Here is an 18,059-nt window from a genome sequence, read left to right on the forward strand (position 1 = left end):
TCTGCGAGACGTTTTCGACTGCAATCGTGCGGTTCCCGGGCCGGGGGTCGACGGTCGGCATGCTCCCTCGGCGCGCGCCGCGCGCCGAGGGAGGCAGTGGCCGGCCGCTCGTCCCGGCCACATCTCCGGGGACAGGAGAATTCGCCGTGTTACCTTTCGTGAACGAGCGTCGGGCCGTTCCGGCACGCACGAGGCCCCCGCGCGGGAACAGGACCGTCTCGTCCCTGTTCCCGTGCGGGGGCCTCGTGCTGCGCCGCGCCCCGGGTGCCGCTCAGCCGGCCGGGGAGCCCCGGTCCTCGTCGTCGCCGGAGGGCGTCGCCGCGGCGCCGTCCGGCCGGGCCGCCCAGGTGAGGTAGCCGCCGTCGAGGTTGACGACGTCACGTCCGTGCTGCGCCAGGACCCGGGCCGCGAGGTAGCCGCGCAGGCCGGCCTGGCAGTGCACCACGAGCTCGCCCTCCGGCAGCTCGTCGAGGCGGTCCCGCAGCTGGTCCAGCTCGATGTTGATCCCGCCGGGGATCGGCATCGCCGTGTGCTCGCCCGGGGTGCGGACGTCCAGCAGGGTGGCGCCGGAGGCGAGGCGGTCGTCGAGCTCGTGCCACTGGACGGTCTCGACGAGCCCGTCCCGGTGGTTGCGGTCGATGTAGCCGAGCATGTTCACGGGGTCCTTGGCGGAGCCGTAGAGCGGGGAGTAGGCCAGCTCGAGCTCGGCGAGGTCGGCGGCCGCGATGCCGCCGGTGATGGCCGTGGCGAGGACGTCGATGCGCTTGTCCACGCCCGCCCCGCCCACGCCCTGGGCGCCGAGGATCGCGTCGTCCTCCGGGTCCACGAGCAGCTTGAGGGTCATCCCCTCCGCCCCGGGGTAGTAGCCGGCGTGGTTCGCGGGGTGCGTGTGGATCGCGCGGTAGGACCGGCCCGCAGCGCGCAGCCGCTTCTCGTTCCAGCCCGTGGCCGCGGCCGTGAGGCCGAAGACGCCGACCACGGAGGTGCCCAGCACCGGCCGGTCGGAGACGTCCATGCCGGCGATCACGTCGGCGACGAGCCGGCCCTGGAGGTTGGCCGTGTTGGCCAGGGCGACGAGCGTGGCGGACCCGTCGAGGGCGTCGCGCTTCTCCACGGCGTCCCCCACGGCGTAGACGTCCGGGTCGGAGGTGCGCAGGTGCTCGTCGACGACGATGCCGCCGCGCGCCCCGACCTCCAGACCCGCGGCCCGGGCCAGCGTGCTGTCGGGGCGGACGCCGACCGCGGCGAGGACCACGTCGGCGGGCAGCTCGGTGCCGTCGTCGAGCGTCACGGTGCGCTCCCCCACCTCGGTGACCGTGGTCCCCAGCCGCAGGTCGAGCCCGCGCTCGCGCATCAGGGTGTGGAAGGGCTCGACCATCTCGGGGTCGAGCGGGGCCATGACCTGGGGGGCGGCCTCGACGAGGGAGACCTGCAGGCCGCGGTGGACGAGCTGCTCGGCGACCTCGAGGCCGACGTAGCCGCCGCCGACGACCACGGCGGAGCGGGCGCCCTCGACCGCGGCCACGACCGCGTCGGTGTCCTCGATGTCGCGCAGGACCAGGGCGCGCTCGATGCCGGGCACGGGTGGGCGGACGGGGACAGCCCCCGGGGAGAGGACGAGGACGTCGTAGCCCCGCTCCTCCTCCCGGCCGGAGGCGAGGTCCCGGACGCGCAGCACGTGCCGGTCCCGATCGACGCCGACGACCTCGTGCCCCACCCGGACGTCGAGGCCGAACCGGGCGCCCAGGGACTGCGGGGTCTGCAGCAGCAGCGCGGAGCGCTCCTCGATGACGCCGCCCACGTGGTAGGGCAGGCCGCAGTTGGCGAAGGACACGTGGCCGCTGCGCTCGTACACCGTGATCTCGGCGTCCTCCAGCAGTCGGCGCAGACGGGTGGCCGCGGACATTCCGCCGGCGACGCCGCCCACGATGACGATTCTCATGCGGTCATGCTACCGGCGCCGCTCAGGCCGCCGCGCGGCCCGCCCGCTCCGGCCAGCCCGGTGTCCTGAGCCGGCGCCGGAGGGTGCTGCCGGGCCGGGAACCGGTGAACTCGCCGTCGGCCCCGCACGCCGCGACCCAGCCGGGCGCGTCCCGTCCCAGCACGTGCGCGGCGCGGGCGTAGGCCTGGGCCTCCACCGCGCTCTGCGCGGCGACCACGACCCGGCCCCACGGGCTCGCCGCGGCGGCGCCGGTCACCGGGTTGACCAGGACGCTCCCGGGGCTCTCCACCACCGCGAGGCCCCGCCGGCCGCGCTCGACGAGGGCCGCCCGCACCCCGGGCTCCACACCGGCCCGAGGGTCGGCGGTCCGGGGGTCCGCGCTCCGGGCCGCCGGGGCGGCGCCCACGAGGGCGGCGGCCGCGGCGGTCGGCCCGCCCACGGCGCACGCCGCGCCGACCTCGGCGACCAGCGCAACGCCGGGGTGCGTCTCCGTGAAGACCCGGACGATGCGGTCCGCCGCCCACGCGTCGGCGACCGGCGCGAGGTCCAGGACCGTGCCGCGGCCCATGCGCAGCCGCCGGGTGGCCACGTCCAGGTCGAGGCTCCCGATCCCGGGCGCCGGGTGCGGCTCGAGCCCGTCCAGGGCCCGCCAGGCCGCCCCGCCGGTGGTGGGATCGGTGAGCCCGCTCGTGAGGCGGGCGGAGAGCAGGGCGGCCGCGACGATCCCGGCGAGCACGGGCCCGAGGACGACGTCGACGTCCTCGTGCTCGGCGAACCGGTTCAGCAGGGACAGCTCCGAGTCGATGCGCTCGGGCGCGACGGCGCGGGCGACCTCGCGGCGCACGTGCTCGGCGAGCCGGACGGCCTCGGCCTGGAGGTCCGGGGCAGGGGCGCGCACGGCGCCGGCGTCCGGGGCGCGGGGCGGGATCGGGGTGGGCATGACCGTCTCCTGGTGGTGGAGGGAGAGGCGGGCGACGACGGCGTGCGGGGGGACACGGACAGCTGCTGTCGAGCATACGCGCGCCGGGCCCGGCCGGTGGTGACGTGACCCCCCGTTACCCGACCGTCATGGTCGCGCACCGGGACCGGCCCGTGACGGCCGCCGCGGCCGCCGGGACGCCGAGCGGGGCCCCGGAAGGCGCCCCCGCCCAGCGCAGCACGTCGGCCGGGCGGTTCGTGGTGAGCTGCTGGACGCCGAGCGCGCGGCACAGGTCCACGTCCCGTGCGGTGTCGACCGTCCAGACCCGCAGCACGCGCCCCTCCGCCCGCCACTGCCGCACGAGGTCGGGGCGGGCCCGGACGAAGTCCAGCCCCGGGCCCACCAGGTCAACGAGGCCCGCCGAGATCACGGGCAGCGCCGGCGGCACCACGAACCGCATCCCGGCGTGGAGCACCGCCGCGGCCGTGCGGCCGACGCGCAGGCTGTCCCCGACCGTGCGGCGGGTGGTCGTCCCGACCAGCTGGCACACGTGTCGGGCGGGCACCGTCTCCAGGAAGTGCCGGACGGCGTCGGGGTGGAAGCTCATCAGCGAGACCGTGACGTCGTCCAGCCGCCCAGTCTCGGGGTCCCACCCCTCCCGCATCAGCAGGCCGAGGACCTCCTCCTCGAGGCGGTGGCCGAACGGGCTGGGGTGCTTCGTCTCCACGGCCAGGCCCACGGGCCGGCCCGCTCCCCGCAGCAGGTCCAGCAGCTCGGGCAGGGTGAGCAGCTGACGGTCCGGCGCCCCGTGGCCCGGCGGGATGCGCACGCCCTTCCAGGAGGTCCAGTCGAGGCGGCGCAGCTCGGCGAGCGTGCGGGCGGAGACGGGGCCCCGGCCGTCGCTCGTGCGGCCCAGCTGGGCGTCGTGGTGCAGGACGAGGTGGCCGTCGCGGCTGAGGTGGACGTCGCACTCCACCCCGTCGGCGCCGTCCAGCAGCGCCTGCACATAGGCGGCCCGGGTGTGCTCGGGGAGGTCCGCGCTGGCCCCCCGGTGCGCGTAGACGATCGGCCGCACGGCGCTCCCTCGGCTGTCGGTCGGGGCGCGGTGCGCCCCGCTCGTGCACCAGGCTAGGGAGACGCGGTGAACGCGGGGCCACGCCCCGGCGGACCTGTCGTGAACGACGACGACGCCCCGCCGGGCGCGGGGCGTCGTCGAGCGGCAGCGCGGGAGCGCGGCGCGGGGTCTACTGCTCGCCGGTGATCTCTCCGTGGGCCGCGGCGACCGTGTCGGCCTTCCGGCCCCGCCTGCCCTTCCGGGACTTGCCGTCGTCGAAGCGGGGGGCCCGCTCCTCGGGCCCGAGCTCGGCGGGGAACGTGGTGGACAGCGGACCGAACGCCTCGTGCGTCGCGGCGATGACCTGCTTGGACATGGCCAGGTTCGCTCCCCCGCCGACGATCGCGCCCACGCCGAACGGCAGGGCGCGGCCGAACACGGCTCCGGTCTGCTTGAGCAGGAAGCGCTTGACGAACATGTTGCGGATGATCCTGCTGACGTCGAAGGTCTTCGAGTCGTCCTTGCCCATCATCAGGCCCCAGGAGGACATCATGCCGCGGCCCTTGGTGCCGCTGGCCAGGATCTGGTTCATGACCTGGCGGCCGTCCTCGCCGAGCATCAGGGCCATGACCATGGTGCGGGTCTTCTCCGGGTCCTCCGTGTGCACCCCGTGCAGCTCGGCGATCGCCTGGGCGTACAGGGCGGTGGCCTCGAGGTAGCCGACCACCGCGAAGGAGGACAGGCCGAGGGACGCGACGGTGCCGATGCCGGGGACCACCGCGGTGGCGCCGACGGCCCCGCCGCCCATGGTCACGGACCGGACGTAGATCTTCTCGAGCCGCCTGGCGATCTGCTCGGGCGTCTCGTCGGGGTGGTCGGCGCGCTCCTTCTTCACGAAGCCCAGGACCACGGGCCGCTGCACGCGCAGCACGGTGTCGAGGAGCTTGTTCATGGCGGGCTTGGGCTTGCCCTCGTCGTCGAACGCGTTGCTCAGGGGATTCAGGTCCATGGCGTGCTCTCCTTGTGGGGTGCCGGGACGGTGGGTCTCAGCCCACTATATGCACAGCAGGCTGATCGGGTCCCGGGATTCGCCAACGGCTGAGGAGGGGCGCGATCAGCTCCCGGGCAACCGGGAGACGGACGGGTCGACCTGCTGGAAGGAGTCGGGGAACTCGGCGCGCAGCCGGACCAGCTCCCGGGCGAAGGCATCCAGGTCCCGGTCCTCCTGGCTGAGCGGCTGCCACTGCCGGGCCGGCAGGGCGTGGCCCTGGTCGTCGAGGGCGACCATGACCATGAGGCAGTTGGTGGTCAGCGCGAGCTCGCCGGTCGCGGGGTCCCCCGACCAGCAGTTCACGGAGATGTGCAGGCCGCGGGCCGCGGTGTGGATGAGCCGCGCCCGGACCTCCACGAGGTGGCCGATGTGCATGGGCCGGTAGAACCGGACGCCCCCGGCGTAGACGGCGATGACCGGCCGGCCCGCCCACCGGGCCCCGCACACGTACGCGGCCTCGTCGATCCAGCGCATGGCCGTGCCCCCGTGCACCTTCCCTCCCCAGTTGATGTCCGTGGGCGCGGCGAGGAAGCGCAGCACGGTCTCCTCGGCGGTGCCCTCGTCCGTGTACCGCTGCTCCGCCATCAGCTCCTCGATGCTGTTGCGCAGCTCGATCCGCCGCTGCGTGACGGCCGACTGCTGGCGCTCGTGCTCCGTCTCGGGCGCCCACTGCGGGACGGGGGTGGGCCGGCCGTCCCCGTCCACGGCCACCATGATGATCAGGCACGTGTCCTTGAGGGTCACCCCGTGCTCGCGGGGGTCCGCGGAGGCCACCTCCACCCGGATGTGCATCGAGGACCGTCCCGTGTGCACGATCTTCGCGGAGACCTCCACCATGTCCCCCACGCACACCGGGCGGTCGAAGTGGATGTTGCCCACGTACGCCGTCACGCAGTAGGCCCGGGACCAGCCCACGGCGCACGCGTAGGCGGCCTTGTCGATCCACTCGAGGACGCGCCCGCCGTCCACGGTGCCGGTGCGCCCGGCGTCGGTCGGGGCGGCGAGGAAGCGGAGAACGGCGGTGTCGCGTGCGGCCATGCACCCAGTGTGGCACGGGTCACCGCACGGCCCGCCCCGCGGCCGACACGGCCGCTCGCCCGCTCACTCGACGACGGGCGCCCACGCGTTGAGCCGGCGGAGCATGTCCGACTTCTTGCGGGTGTGCCCCTCCATCCGCACGAGGATGTCGTCGAGGGCCTCGATCGCGTCCACCACGAACGGTCCCTTGTTGAGCATCACGCACTCGGCGCGCTGGCCCATCGCCGCGTCCGTGACCTCCGCCCGGGAGGGCAGGCCCTTCTTGGCGAGGGACTCCAGGACCTGGGTGGCCCAGACCACGGGCACGTGCCCGGCCTCGCACAGCCACAGGATCTCCTCCTGCACCTCGGCCATCCGCTCGAACCCGGCCTCGACGGCGAGGTCCCCGCGGGCGATCATGACGCCCACGTCCTGCCACCGCATGGCCTCCAGCAGCATCGCGGGGAGGGACTCGAAGCCGCCCACGGTCTCGATCTTGAGGGTGACGTCCAGGGCGGTGTTGCCGATCCGCTCGAGCTCCCGCAGCAGGTCGGTCACGTCCTCCCGCGAGCGCACGAAGGACATGTTGACGATGTCGGCGTGCTCGGCCACGAACGGTAGGTGCGAGCGGTCCTCGTCGGTGAGCGAGGAGATGCGCAGGTCCGTCTCGGGCAGGTTGATGCCCTTCCCCGCCTTGAGCTTGGTGCCGCCGGGGCCCGCCTGCAGCACCTCCAGCACGATCTCGTCGGGCCCCACGGAGGTGATCCGGCAGCGGATCCTCCCGTCGTCGATCCAGGCCGGCTGCCCCTCCCTGGCGTCCGTGAACACCTCGGGCAGGGAGCAGCCGATCCGGAACGGGCTCTCCGACCGGACCGGGGCGGGTGCGAGGTCCCGGGTCAGCACCACGGTGTCCCCCGCGCGCACGCGCAGGGACTGCTCGACGGCGGGCAGCTCGCCGAGCACTCCCTCCGTGCCGTCCTCGGCCCGCACGGCCAGGCCCGTGGCGAAGTACACGGTCTTGGCGCACTCGACGAGCACGCCGGGCCCGGTGGCCTCGATCACCCGCAGGGTCCGTCCGGAGCCGCGCGCGTCCTTGAGCCGCAGCCGCTCCCCCGGGGTGCGGGCCGCGGTCCAGGCGGCGCCGGCCACGGGGACGGCCGGGGCGTCGTCGTCGACCGCCGGGTCCGCCTCGCCCAGCCAGAGGCGGGCCGGGGCGGTCACCCGGCCGCCGCTGTCCCGGGTGGGCTTAATCTTCTCGACCTGCGGACCGGGCTCGATCGGCCCGGTGCGCAGCTTGGGCCCCGCGAGGTCCATGGCCACGCGGACCTCGCGGCCGAGCGCCTGCCCGGCCGCCCGGACGTGCCCGATCATGGCCGCCCACTGCTCGGGGCCGTCGTGCGCGCAGTTGATCCGGGCCACGTCCATCCCGGCGCGGACCATGTCCTGGACGAGCCGGGGGTCCTCGGCGGCCTCCGAGGGGAAGGTGACCATGATCCGGGTGCTGCGCCCCTCCCGGCCCGGGCCGAGCAGGGCCGCGGTGTTGCGGCGCAGCACCTCCGCACCGGGCTCGCCGGGCTCGTCGGGGCCAGGCGCCCCGCCGTCCTCCTCCGGCCGGCCGGCAAGCACGCGGAGGGTCTCCAGCACGGCGCCGAGGTGGCTCATGACCCCAGCCTCCATCCGCCCCAGGGAGGACAAGCCCAGGCCGCTGAGGTCCCGCTGCAGGTCCCGCACGTCCTGGCTGCGCACGGCCACGTAGTCCACGAGGTTGAGCGCGGACCCGCGGTGGCGGGGGTTCACGCGCTCGAGCTGCGGCACGGCCGCCCGGCGGGCCCGGAGCACCACGTCGACGAGCGCCGCGACCCGGTCGTGCAGCCGCGCGGCGCACTCCTGCCGGGCGGTCGCCGCCATGCCGTGCTCCCTCCCGCGGTCCCGACCGGGAGCTGCCCCGCCGCGACCGCCGTCGACCTGCTGACTCCCCATGATCCTCCTCGTCCGCCCGGCTGTCAGCGCCGACCGTACCCGCCCCGGGCGAACAGCGGCTGAACACGTGGCGACGGGGCCTCAGGCGGGGCGGGCGAACGGGGAGCGGCGCAGACGGTAGCCGTGGACGGGGATCAGCCGGCGGGAGCCGGTGCCGGCCTCCAGGATCCAGAGCAGCCGCAGGTGGGGGGCGCACTGGCCCACCGTGCCGACGTGGCGGAGGTGGTCCTGCTCCCACACCTCGATCCGGTCGCCGGGGCGGATCCGGGCGGGGTCCTGGACCCAGGTGTCATCGGTGGTCGCGTCGACGGTCGTCGCTCGGAGGGTCGTCATGGCGGCACGTCCTCTCGGGGGTCGGGGTCCGGGGAGGGGGCCCTCGGACACCTCCAGGATCGTCCGCCGATGTGGCCGGTACGTTTCCGTGCGATGGACGGGCCGTGCATTCGTCCCGCGGGGGCTGTGAGACTCACCACGCGGACCGGCGGAGGGTTAGGCTCGTGCGGACGCCACCGCCTGCGCCCGCCCCGCGGCGGGCGGCAGGTCCCGCCACCGGAAGGAGCCGCTGTGATCAGCTCGGAGAACGTCAGGGCCTACGTGGAGCGCATGGCCTCGGACGAGCCCGCCCCCGGCGGCGGCGCCGCGGGCGCCCTGCAGGCGGCGCTGGGCGCGGCCCTGATCGCGATGTCCGCCCGATACTCCACGGCATCCGAGCACGCGGACCGCGCCCGGCGCGCGGCCGACCGGGCCGAGGAGCTGATCCCGCGCGCGCTGGGCCTGGCGGACGCCGACGCCGAGGCCTTCGGCGCGCTCTCGGCCGCCTACACCCTGCCGAAGGACACCGACGAGGAGAAGGCAGAGCGCTCGCGGGCGGTCCAGGAGGCCACGGCCGGCGCCGCGCGCCCCCCGCGGGAGCTGATCGGCGTGGGCACCGAGGTGGTCGGGCTCGCGCGCGAGCTGACCGGCTGGTGCAACCCCAACGTCCTCAGCGACGTGGCGGCGGCCTCCGAGGCGGCCCGGGCCGCGGTGGCCACGGCCATGGTCACGCTCGAGATCAACGTCCGCGCCCTCAAGGACGCCGCGACCCGGGAGGAGCTGCGCGCGGGGCTGGCCGAGGGCGAGCGGGCCGTCGAGGACGCCGCGGAGCTCACGCGGCTGATCCGCGAGCGCGTCCAGGGCTGAGGACCGGGCCAGCGGGGTCTCAGTCCTCCGCGCCCGCGGCGCTCTCCGTGTCCGCCGTGCCCGCGGGGCGGCGCACCCCGAAGGAGCCGACGACGGCGAGCAGCGAGATGATCCCGCCGCACAGGAAGGCGCTCCGCACGCCCGCCTCGGTGGCCTCCGGAGCCGAGGCCCCGGAGGCCGCCGCGCCGGCGGCCGAGAGGGTCAGCACGGTGACGAACAGGGCCGTGCCCGCCGCGCCCGCCACCTGCTGCAGGGTGCCCACCATGGCGGAGCCGTGCGAGTACAGCCGTGTCGGCAGGGCGCCCAGGCCCGCGGTGAACAGCGGGGTGAACATCAGGGCCAGACCCGTGCTGAGCACCACGTGGGCGAGCAGCACCATCGGGACGGGCGTGGCCCCCGTGGTGGAGGCGAGGTACCAGAGGGACGCGCTCAGCAGGATCGAGCCCGGCACGAGCAGCACCGTGGGGCCCGAGCGGTCGTAGACCCGCCCCACGAAGGGTGCCAGCAGTCCCATGACGAGCCCGCCCGGCAGCAGCAGCAGGCCCGTGCCCAGGGGGTCGAGGCCGTGCACGGTCTGCAGGTAGATGGGCAGGACGATCAGCGTGCCGAAGAGGGCCATCATGCTGACGGCGAGCACCGCCGTGGACATCGTGAACACCCGGGACCGGAAGGTCCGCAGGTCCAGCAGGGCGCGGTCCGCGCGCTGCAGCCTCGTCTGGCGCCGCACGAACACGGCCAACGCGGCCACGCCCAGCACGAGCGGCACCCACGCCGGGAGCGCGGCGTCCCCGCCCTCGCCGAGCGTGCTCAGGCCGTAGACGAGGCCGCCGAAGCCCAGGGCCGAGAGCACCACCGAGACCACGTCCAGCGGCGCCGGGCGGGGCTCGGTGACGTTCTGCATCCGCCACGCGCCGAGCAGCAGGGAGCCCACCGCGATCGGCAGCACCAGGATGAACATCCACCGCCACTCGAGCACGCTGAGGATGACGCCCGAGATGGTGGGCCCCACGGCCGGGGCGACCGAGATGACGATCGAGATGTTGCCCATGACCCGCCCGCGCCCGGCCGGCGGCACCAGGGTCAGCACCGTGGTCATCAGCAGCGGCATCATGATGGCCGTGCCGCCGGCCTGCACCACCCGCCCCGCGAGCAGCGTCCCGAACCCGGGCGCGGCCGCGCAGACGAGGGTGCCGAGGCTGAACAGGGTCATGGCGGTCAGAAACACGGGCCGGGTGTGCAGGCGCTGGAGCAGGAACCCCGTCACCGGGATGACCACGGCCATGGTCAGCATGTAGGCGGTGGTGAGCCACTGGCCGGCGACCGCCGTGACGGAGAGGTCGGCCATGAGGCGGGGCAGCGCCACGCCCATGATCGTCTCGTTGAGGATCACCACGAACGTGGAGACCAGCAGCAGGCCGATGACCAGGCGGTTGCGGGCGGAGTGGTCGGTGTCCGCGACGACGGCCGGGGGGCCGGTGTCCGGGAGCGCCGTGGAGGGCGCGGGGGCGGGGACGGGAGGGGTCTCGGACACGGGGACGTCGGGTGCCATGGGCGGGGATCCTTCGGGACGCAGCAGTGGTTCACCGGTAGAGCCGTCCCGGCCCCCGCTTCATTCCCGTCCGGGAAGTGACAATGGGCTCATGCGCAGATACCTCAAGGACGCCGGCGTGCACGCCGAGATCACCCCGGACGGCTTCACCGAGGGCGGGTTCGTGCTCTCCATCGGCGGGGCCGAGCAGTCCCACGTGGACCTCGCCCGCCCCGGGGAGATCTTCTACGAGTACCTGCGGCGGATCGGCGGCGTCGTCGACGTGGTGGCGGCGCCGGGTGCGCCGGTCACCGCGGTCCACCTGGGCGCCGGGGCCCTGACGCTCGCCCGGTACGTGGCCGCGACCCGGCCCGGCTCCGCGCAGGTCGCCGTGGAGCTCGAGCGGGAGCTGCCCGCGTTCGTGCTCGAGGCGCTGCCCCTGCCCGCGGGGGCGGACGTGCGCGTCGTGATCGACGACGCCCGGGCGGCCCTGCCGGACGTCGTCACCCCCGGGACCGCGGACCTCGTGGTCCTCGACGTCTTCTCGGGCCGGGACGCCCCCGCCCACCTCACGGAGTCGTCCTTCTACGCCGAGGCCGCCGGGCTGCTGGCGCCCGGCGGGGTGCTGGTCGTCAACGTGGGCGACGACCCCGGGCTGGCGTTCTTCGCCGGGCAGGCGCGGGCGATGCGGGAGGCCCTGGTCGACGTGTGGTGCCTGGCCGAGGAGCGGCTGCTCACGGGACGCTACCCGGGCAACCTGGTCCTCGTGGGCGGGCGCCGGGCCCTGCCCCGAGAGTGGGCGGACGCCTTCGCCGCCGCCGGACCGCACCCGGCGGGCGTGCTGGACGGCCTCGGCCTGGAGGAACTGCTCCACCGCCTGTAGCGTGGATCACACCGCCGAGCCGAGGAGCGTGCTGTGAGCACCGCCGAGAACACCGCCACGAATGCCACCGCGAACATCCACGGGAACACCATCGGGGGCGCCGCCGGGGACACCACCGTCCTGGAGTCCGTCCCCGCCGTCGAGGGCGAGACGTTCTCCCGGGTGGCCCTGACGCCGGCCGCCGTGGAGCTGCTCGGGACGCTGCGGGGGATCCACGGGCGGCTGATGTTCCACCAGTCCGGCGGGTGCTGCGACGGCTCCGCGCCCATGTGCTACCCGGCCGGGGACTTCCTCACCGGCCCGGCGGACGTGCTGCTGGGCGTGTTCACGCTGCCCGGTGATCCGGCCACGGCCGAGCTCGAGTTCTGGATGTCCCGCGAGCAGTTCGAGTACTGGAACCACACCCTCCTCACGGTGGACGTGGTGGAGGGCCGCGGCTCCGGGTTCTCGGTGGAGGCGCCGGAGGGCAAGCGCTTCCTGATCCGCTCGGCGCTCATGCAGGATCCGGCCGGCTCCTGAGCCGGCCCTGCTCGTCGAAGGACGGGCCCCGGTCGTGGACCGGGAAGGTGGCGAAGGCCGGGACCTCGTAGGGGTGGGCCCCGGCCATCGCCCGCAGCACGCGCTCGCGCTGGGCGGCCGGATACAGCGTCTCGATGCGGACCTCGTCGACCTCCTGGGGCGTGCCGACCTCCCCGATCACGGGGTGCGCCCCCGGCAGCGGCGTGAACCGCCCGGTGCCGCGGCTCACGAACGCGGTGTGGGAGTAGTGCCCGGCCCGTCCGGCCCCGGCCTCGCCCAGGGCCTGCAGGACCTGCTCGGCGTGGGTGGCGGGGACGAAGACGACCAGGCAGTGCTGCTCGCCGCTCGGGGGCTCAGTGCTCATGGGGGGCGCAGACCTCCGGTTCGTCGTGGTCCGCGGGCTCCAGCTGGATCGTGGAGTGCTGGACGGACACGGGGAAGTGCTCGGCCACGCACTGCTGGATCCGGCCCAGCGCCTCCGCGGAGCCGCCGGAGTAGAAGTACTCCTCCTCGAGCACCACGTGGGCGGTGAGCACGGGCAGGTCCGAGGAGATCCGGGTCGCGTGCAGGTCGTGGACCTCCACCACGTGCGGGAGCTCGAGGATGTGCCCGCGGACCTCGTCCATGTCGAGCCCGGGGGGCACGCTCTCCATGAGCACGGACAGGGACTCCACGAGCAGCCGGATGGTGCGGGGCACGATGAGCGCCCCGATGAGCAGCGCCACCACGGCGTCCGCCTGCACCCAGCCGGTGAGGGTGATGACCACGGCCGCGACGATCACGGCGACCGAGCCCAGTGCGTCGTTGAGCACCTCGAGCATCGCCGCGCGCAGGTTCAGGTTCGAGCGCCGGCCCCCGAAGAGCACCGCCATCGCCACGAGGTTGCCGGCCAGGCCCAGGGCGCCGAAGACCAGCATCTCGGCCGAGGCCACCGGGTGCGGCTCGAGGAACCGGCGCACGCCCTCCACGAGCACGAACAGCCCCACGGCCAGCAACACCCCGGCCTGCAGGGCCGCTGCCACGATCTCCGCGCGCCGCCAGCCCCACGTGCGCCGGGCGCTGGGCGGGCGCAGGGTCAGCTGCGCGGCGATCAGCGCGAGCAGCAGCCCGCCCGCGTCCGTGAGCACGTGGGCGGTGTCGATGAGGAGCGCCAGGGAGCCCGTCCACAGGGCGCCGACCAGCTGGACGACGAACAGCGCCGCGGTGATCCCGAGGGCGGTGGCGATCCGCCACCGGTCGGTCCCGGGGCCGGCGTGCGAGTGCCCGGGCCCGTGGTCGTGCTCCGCGCGTCCGCGGTCCCCGGCGTGGTCGTGAGCCATGCCTCCATCGTAGAACGCGGGCGGGGGTGCGGCGTCGCGGCTCAGCCGGTGACGAACCCGCGGAACTCCCCGGTGGCGGGGCCGTAGTGGGAGTCCACCTTCATCACGGCGCCGGGCGTGCCGCCGCCGTTGAGGGCCTTGAGCAGGTCCCGCACGGCGTGCCGGGGGCCCTCGGCGATCACCCCCACGGTGCCGTCCGTGTTGTTCACCGCCGAGCCGTGCAGGCCCAGCCGCTCCGCGTGGCGCGCGGTCCACCAGCGGAACCCGACGCCCTGCACGGAGCCGTGCACCACGGCGGTCAGGCGCAGGACCTCCTCGAGGTCCAGCCGTTCGGGGTCCCGGCCGGCGGTGGCCCCCTGGTGGATCGGAGGCAGGCTCACAGGTCCACCACCGTGGACTGGCCGGGGTCGATCTGCTCCCCGGTGGCGCGGGCCCTGGCCCAGCGCAGCGCGGTGGCGACCGTCCCGGGGCTGCGCCAGTGCTCGGCGGTCTCCGTGCGCACGCGCAGCACCACGAGGCCGGGGGTGGCGGGCCCGTCCGGGTAGTACGCCTTCAGCGCGTCGGACCACAGCCCCTCGAGCACCTGCCGGTCCTCGACCACCTCGGCGGCGCCGGAGATCGAGACCCATTCGTGGTCGCCCACGAACGCGACGTTGACGGCGTCGTTGGCCGCCACGTCCCGGACCGAGGAGGTGTCCCGGCTGGTGAAGAAGTTGAGGTCCTCCCCCGGGGCCACGTCGACCACGGTCATCGGGCGGCTGACGAGCTTGCCGGTGGCCTCGCGGGTGCTGAGCATGCCGACGCGGGTGCGGTTCACGAACTCGACGATGTGCTGGATGTCATCCTGGTGGGTGCTCATGTGGTCAGATTAGGGAACGACCGGGCCTCGTGGCACGGCCGGGCCCGGGAATTCATTATGGGCGGAACCGTTCGTCATGCGCCGCCGCGCCGCAACGGCCCGGCCGGCCCACGAGAGGACGAGAGCAGGACCATGGACGACACACAGTTCTCGGAGCAGACCGCAGAGACAACGACGGAGAGCGCCACCGGGGCGATCAGCGCCCAGGACCGGATCGAGATCGCCGAGATCCTGAGCTTCTCCTCGCACCTGCTGGACAACCGCCAGTGGGACATGTTCGGGGAGGTGTTCGTGCCGGAGGTCCGCCTCAGCGCACCGCAGGGCGAGTTCGACGGTCCGGCGGGCGTGCGGCGCTTCGTCGAGTCCGTCGATCTCGCCCGCTTCCCCGCCACGCACACCCTGAACTCGATCGTGGAAGCCGTGGACGCGGACACCGCCGTGTGCTGGTCCAGGATGCTGCTGCTGACGTGGGACCGGAGGGTGGCCTGCGGCGACTACATCGACACGTTCCGCCGCACCGCCGACGGGTGGCGGATCGAGCGGCGCACCGTGGCGCCCCGCAACGACTCCGCCTCCGTGGCGCTCGCCGAGGGCGGCTACGCGCCGGCCCCGTACGCCTACGCGATGTTCGACGACGCCGTGCTCGCGGCCGCCGACCGGACCCGCCAGTGAGCCCCGCACCGGGCGCGAGATGGGACCGGGTGCCCGCCGCCGACGCGCTCGAGATCGGCACCGTCCTGAGCCGGTGCGCCCGGGTGGTGGACGCCCGCGCCTGGCCGGACCTGGACCGGGTGTTCACCGGGGACGCCGTCGTCGTGTCCCCGGGCGGGACCGCGCGCGGGCCCGCGGAGATCGCCGAGCGGACCCTGGCCGAGACCCGGGACCCCCACCTGGTCACCGACACGGTGCTGCGCCGGCTCGCCCCGGACCGGGTGCGGGCCTGGAGCAAGTGGCTGGTGGTGTGCGCCGACGGGACCGCGCTGGGCGGGGACCAGCTGGACCTGTTCGTGCGCACCCCGGACGGCTGGCGGATCGCCGAGCGCCGCATCGCCGCCCTGGACGCGCCCGGGCTCGGCACGACCGGGCCCGGCGCGACCGCACGCGTCCTGGGGACGGCCGACTTCCTGGCCTAGGGGCCGTGCGCCGGTCCCGGCCCGGGGGCCCTGCGACGAGGGGCGGCCGCCGCGCCCGGTGTCCCGGTGCGCGGCGGCCGCCCCTCGTGCGGTGCGCTCAGGCGGTCACGGCTGCACCTCGAGCGCCTCGGTGATGAGCGTGTGCCCGTCGGAGAACTCGATGGTCTTCCCGATGGTCGAGGGGTCGTCCAGCACGGCCGCGACCACGAGCGCCACGTTGGCCCGCGAGGTCCGGTGCTCGCCGTCCCGCTCGCCCGCGGACACGTCGATCCTGCCGGTCGCCTCGTCCTCCGTGAGGGCACCGGGGCCCACGATCGTCCAGTCGAGCGAGGAGGCGCGCAGGTGCTCGTCGGCGTCGGCCTTGGCCTGGGCGTAGGCGTAGAAGGGGTCGTCCTCGGGGACGCCGTGGTCCTGGCCGGCGCCGAAGTAGGAGACCATGACGAAGCGCTTGGCGCCGGCCATCACGGCCGCGTCCATCGCGCGGATCGCCGCGTCCCGGTCCACGGCGTAGGTGCGCTCGGGGCTGCCGCCGCCGGCGCCGGCGCTCCACACGACGGCGTCCTGGCCCTCGAGCAGGTCCGCGAGCTGGGCGACCGACAGCTGCTCGACGTCGGCCACCACGGGGGACGCGCCGGTGTTCTCGACGTCGTCCGTGTGGTCGGGGTTGCGGAAGATGCTCGTGACCTCGTTGCCGCCGGTCTTGAGCAGCTGGGCGAGGACGAGGGCGACCTTGCCGTGGCCGCCGATGATGGCTGTGCGGGACATGGATGTGCTCCTTGGGGTGGTGAAGGGACGTGGTGTTCTCCCCCGACGCTAGCCCCCTCGCGGCCGCAGGGACACGGCTCACGCGGAGGGCGAAACCGGGAATGCGTCCGGCCCCGGCGTCCGGCGCCGCCTCGGGTAGCCTCGACGGGACCCCTGATCCCGACCGGAGGCTGCCCCGTGCTGATCTTCCAGCTCCTGCTGACCGCGATCGCCCTCGTCCTGCTGGTCGTCGCCCTGATCGACGGCGCGTGGACGCTCGCGCTCATCGCCGCCATGATGCTGATGATCGCGGTGTCCGGCGTGTTCATCGCCTACCGCCGGGAGAAGCACCTGGGCCGGCGCTGAGCGCCCCCGCTCCTTCCCCGGGCCGCTCCGGGGCTACTCGGCGGCGTCCTCGATGCCGGTCACGGCGGTGAGGATGAACACCGAGTCCTCCAGGGCCACCACGGAGTGCCGCTCCGCGGGGATCACGTGCAGGTGTCCGGCCCCGAGCACCAGGTCCTCGCTCGAGGAGACCCGGATCCGCCCGTGCAGCACCTGCAGGCTCCCGGCGTAGGGGGCGTTGTGCTCCGCGAGCACCGCCCCCTCCTTGAGAGCCAGGAGGGTCTGGCGAAGCACCTTCTGGTGCAGGAGCTGCTCGGCGCTGCGCCCGTGCGGGGCGTGGCGTGCCTCGTTCAAGTGCTGCAGGGCGATCTCGTTCAGGTGCTGCATGGTTCTCCTCCTGGGTGGGTGATCCGGTCTCCGTCGACCACGGCGAAGTCCCGCAGCGTCGCGGGGGTCAGCTTGCCGGGGCCCATGATGTGCTGCACGTCGTGCGCGCGCACCAGCAGGGCCTCGGCCACGAGCGAGCGGTGGCAGCGCCACCAGACGGCCTCCGCGCACATGATCGCGACGATGCGGGCCTCGGCCAGGCGCTCGAGCTCGGCCAGCGCGGCCCGGAACTCGTCGGTCAGCATGTGGTCGGCGTAGCCGCGGAAGGACTCGTTGCGCCAGGCGGTGTTGACCGTGTCCTTCGAGGTGGGGCGCAGCCCGCCCAGGCCCTTGCAGTAGCTGTGCCCGATGCTGGCCTCCGCGAGCGTGCCCGGCAGCGCGTCGAGGTCGAACTGCGGGTTCGTCCGCGAGCGCGGCACCGTGCGGATGTCGACGAGCTGCTGCACCCCGGACTCCCGCAGCAGCGCCACGAACTCCTCGGCGGAGCGCGTGGAGTGGCCCACGGTGTAGACGGTGTGCGCTGTCATGTCCCCACCCTACTGACCGGGCACGGAGGCCTCCCCGTCCCGACACGGCCCGCTCCGCGGGAGCCGGCCCGGGCCGTCACGGCCCGCCGGAGCCGGCCTCGGTCCAGCGGGCGGACCCGCCCGAGGTCCGGCGGCCGACGGCCGCCCGGGAGTTCCACGCCTCGTGGTCGGCCATGGTGAAGAGCCGGCCCGTCACGGCGGTCGGGACGATGCGGACGAACTGGTCCTTCATCCCCTCCTGCCATGGGAACAGGGGCAGCTGCAGGGCCTCCCTCAGGGCGTGGCCCGGCCGGACGCTCTCGGCGCCGCCCTTCACGATCACGCTCCACGCCGTGGCGGTCGCCGGGTCGTGCCCGTCGATCTCGAGGGCCACCGCCAGGCCCTCGAGCGCGCCGCTCACCTTCGTGCCCAGGCCCGAGCGGAACACGATCGTCTCGCGGTCGACCACGTAGTTGATCGGGAAGATCTCCGGCGCTCCGTCCACCACGACGGCCAGCCGGGCGACCCCGTCCGCCTGCAGTCGGTTCCAGCAGTCCTCGGGGGCGAGCTCCTCCACGTCCTTGCGGTACCAGTCCACCGTCGACCCCTTCCGTGCTCCTCGGCCGCTCGGGGGTGCCCGGTCGCCACCTCCAACCTACGGTGCCGCCGCCGCCGGCGGAACAGGACCGGTCCG

The 18,059-nt window shown here is 74.6% G+C and carries 22 protein-coding genes; 6 read left to right on the forward strand and 16 right to left on the reverse strand.

Features of this window, described 5'->3' with window-relative positions; genetic code table 11:
* Window positions 1–271 precede the first annotated feature (271 nt).
* The 7 genes from RF647_RS01415 to RF647_RS01445 all read right to left on the reverse strand — a co-directional run bounded on the left by RF647_RS01415 (window position 272) and on the right by RF647_RS01445 (window position 8,296).
* Entirely contained in the window at window positions 272–1,942 is a 1,671-nt protein-coding gene (locus RF647_RS01415) for an FAD-dependent oxidoreductase (RefSeq protein ID WP_368810175.1), read from the reverse strand.
* Between the two features lie 22 nt (window positions 1,943–1,964).
* Window positions 1,965–2,882 (reverse strand): FAD:protein FMN transferase, encoded by a 918-nt coding sequence (locus RF647_RS01420; RefSeq protein WP_368810176.1) that lies wholly within the window; start codon window positions 2,880–2,882, stop codon window positions 1,965–1,967.
* 115 nt (window positions 2,883–2,997) lie between these two features.
* Window positions 2,998–3,936, reverse strand: a complete 939-nt coding sequence (locus RF647_RS01425; protein WP_368810177.1) for a glycerophosphodiester phosphodiesterase — start codon at window positions 3,934–3,936, stop codon at window positions 2,998–3,000.
* Between the two features lie 169 nt (window positions 3,937–4,105).
* On the reverse strand, window positions 4,106–4,924 hold the full coding sequence (locus tag RF647_RS01430) for a di- and tripeptidase (protein WP_368810178.1): 819 nt from the start codon (window positions 4,922–4,924) through the stop codon (window positions 4,106–4,108).
* A gap of 105 nt (window positions 4,925–5,029) precedes the next feature.
* Window positions 5,030–6,004: an acyl-CoA thioesterase gene (locus RF647_RS01435; protein ID WP_368810179.1), complete on the reverse strand. Its 975-nt coding sequence runs from the start codon at window positions 6,002–6,004 to the stop codon at window positions 5,030–5,032.
* 63 nt (window positions 6,005–6,067) lie between these two features.
* Window positions 6,068–7,891 carry a pyruvate kinase gene (locus RF647_RS01440; RefSeq protein WP_368810180.1) on the reverse strand — a complete coding sequence of 608 codons (1,824 nt, stop codon included), beginning with the start codon at window positions 7,889–7,891 and terminating at the stop codon, window positions 6,068–6,070.
* A gap of 153 nt (window positions 7,892–8,044) precedes the next feature.
* Window positions 8,045–8,296, reverse strand: a complete 252-nt coding sequence (locus tag RF647_RS01445; protein ID WP_017833487.1) for a hypothetical protein — start codon at window positions 8,294–8,296, stop codon at window positions 8,045–8,047.
* Window positions 8,297–8,527: 231 nt separating this feature from the next.
* Between RF647_RS01445 and RF647_RS01450 the strand changes: the two genes are divergently transcribed.
* Window positions 8,528–9,142 carry a cyclodeaminase/cyclohydrolase family protein gene (locus RF647_RS01450; RefSeq protein ID WP_368810181.1) on the forward strand — a complete coding sequence of 205 codons (615 nt, stop codon included), beginning with the start codon at window positions 8,528–8,530 and terminating at the stop codon, window positions 9,140–9,142.
* Between the two features lie 19 nt (window positions 9,143–9,161).
* On the opposite strand, the gene RF647_RS01455 is transcribed toward RF647_RS01450, so the two are convergent.
* A complete protein-coding gene (locus RF647_RS01455; protein WP_368810182.1) occupies window positions 9,162–10,691 on the reverse strand; it encodes an MDR family MFS transporter in 1,530 nt (509 codons plus the stop codon).
* 91 nt (window positions 10,692–10,782) lie between these two features.
* On the opposite strand from RF647_RS01455, the gene RF647_RS01460 reads away from it, so the two are divergent.
* Both RF647_RS01460 and RF647_RS01465 read left to right on the forward strand, forming a co-directional pair.
* The gene (locus tag RF647_RS01460; protein ID WP_368810183.1) at window positions 10,783–11,553 is read left to right on the forward strand and encodes a spermidine synthase; all 771 of its coding nucleotides are present in this window, start codon (window positions 10,783–10,785) and stop codon (window positions 11,551–11,553) included.
* Window positions 11,554–11,643: 90 nt separating this feature from the next.
* The gene (locus RF647_RS01465; RefSeq protein WP_368810353.1) at window positions 11,644–12,072 is read left to right on the forward strand and encodes a DUF779 domain-containing protein; all 429 of its coding nucleotides are present in this window, start codon (window positions 11,644–11,646) and stop codon (window positions 12,070–12,072) included.
* On the opposite strand, the gene RF647_RS01470 is transcribed toward RF647_RS01465, so the two are convergent.
* From RF647_RS01470 to RF647_RS01485, 4 genes are read right to left on the reverse strand one after another with little or no spacing between them, the layout of a single operon-like run.
* Window positions 12,047–12,436 carry a hypothetical protein gene (locus RF647_RS01470; RefSeq protein WP_368810184.1) on the reverse strand — a complete coding sequence of 130 codons (390 nt, stop codon included), beginning with the start codon at window positions 12,434–12,436 and terminating at the stop codon, window positions 12,047–12,049. The genes RF647_RS01465 and RF647_RS01470 overlap by 26 nt on opposite strands.
* Entirely contained in the window at window positions 12,426–13,391 is a 966-nt protein-coding gene (locus tag RF647_RS01475) for a cation diffusion facilitator family transporter (protein ID WP_207307532.1), read from the reverse strand. The genes RF647_RS01470 and RF647_RS01475 overlap by 11 nt, the downstream gene beginning before the upstream one ends.
* A 41-nt stretch (window positions 13,392–13,432) precedes the next feature.
* Window positions 13,433–13,771, reverse strand: coding sequence for an acylphosphatase (locus RF647_RS01480; protein ID WP_368810185.1), 339 nt, complete (start codon window positions 13,769–13,771; stop codon window positions 13,433–13,435).
* On the reverse strand, window positions 13,768–14,250 hold the full coding sequence (locus tag RF647_RS01485) for a pyridoxamine 5'-phosphate oxidase family protein (protein WP_017833479.1): 483 nt from the start codon (window positions 14,248–14,250) through the stop codon (window positions 13,768–13,770). The genes RF647_RS01480 and RF647_RS01485 overlap by 4 nt, the downstream gene beginning before the upstream one ends.
* A gap of 132 nt (window positions 14,251–14,382) precedes the next feature.
* On the opposite strand from RF647_RS01485, the gene RF647_RS01490 reads away from it, so the two are divergent.
* Complete coding sequence (locus tag RF647_RS01490) at window positions 14,383–14,922, forward strand: nuclear transport factor 2 family protein (protein WP_368810186.1); 540 nt, start codon at window positions 14,383–14,385, stop codon at window positions 14,920–14,922.
* Between the two features lie 29 nt (window positions 14,923–14,951).
* Window positions 14,952–15,383 carry a nuclear transport factor 2 family protein gene (locus RF647_RS01495; protein ID WP_368810187.1) on the forward strand — a complete coding sequence of 144 codons (432 nt, stop codon included), beginning with the start codon at window positions 14,952–14,954 and terminating at the stop codon, window positions 15,381–15,383.
* Between the two features lie 105 nt (window positions 15,384–15,488).
* On the opposite strand, the gene RF647_RS01500 is transcribed toward RF647_RS01495, so the two are convergent.
* The gene (locus RF647_RS01500; protein ID WP_368810188.1) at window positions 15,489–16,148 is read right to left on the reverse strand and encodes an SDR family oxidoreductase; all 660 of its coding nucleotides are present in this window, start codon (window positions 16,146–16,148) and stop codon (window positions 15,489–15,491) included.
* A gap of 177 nt (window positions 16,149–16,325) precedes the next feature.
* Between RF647_RS01500 and RF647_RS01505 the strand changes: the two genes are divergently transcribed.
* A complete protein-coding gene (locus tag RF647_RS01505; RefSeq protein ID WP_017833475.1) occupies window positions 16,326–16,493 on the forward strand; it encodes a hypothetical protein in 168 nt (55 codons plus the stop codon).
* Between the two features lie 33 nt (window positions 16,494–16,526).
* Here RF647_RS01505 and RF647_RS01510 read toward each other — a convergent pair whose 3' ends face one another.
* The 3 genes from RF647_RS01510 to RF647_RS01520 form a co-directional block, all read right to left on the reverse strand.
* On the reverse strand, window positions 16,527–16,859 hold the full coding sequence (locus tag RF647_RS01510; protein WP_017833474.1) for a hypothetical protein: 333 nt from the start codon (window positions 16,857–16,859) through the stop codon (window positions 16,527–16,529).
* Window positions 16,847–17,386, reverse strand: coding sequence for a DUF488 family protein (locus tag RF647_RS01515; RefSeq protein ID WP_368810189.1), 540 nt, complete (start codon window positions 17,384–17,386; stop codon window positions 16,847–16,849). Before RF647_RS01515 ends, RF647_RS01510 begins: the two co-directional genes overlap by 13 nt.
* Window positions 17,387–17,462: 76 nt before the next feature.
* Window positions 17,463–17,963 carry a pyridoxamine 5'-phosphate oxidase family protein gene (locus RF647_RS01520; RefSeq protein WP_368810190.1) on the reverse strand — a complete coding sequence of 167 codons (501 nt, stop codon included), beginning with the start codon at window positions 17,961–17,963 and terminating at the stop codon, window positions 17,463–17,465.
* Window positions 17,964–18,059: the final 96 nt, after the last annotated feature.

It is taken from the genome of Kocuria sp. CPCC 205263, assembly GCF_040981075.1.
GTDB lineage: Bacteria > Actinomycetota > Actinomycetes > Actinomycetales > Micrococcaceae > Kocuria > Kocuria rosea.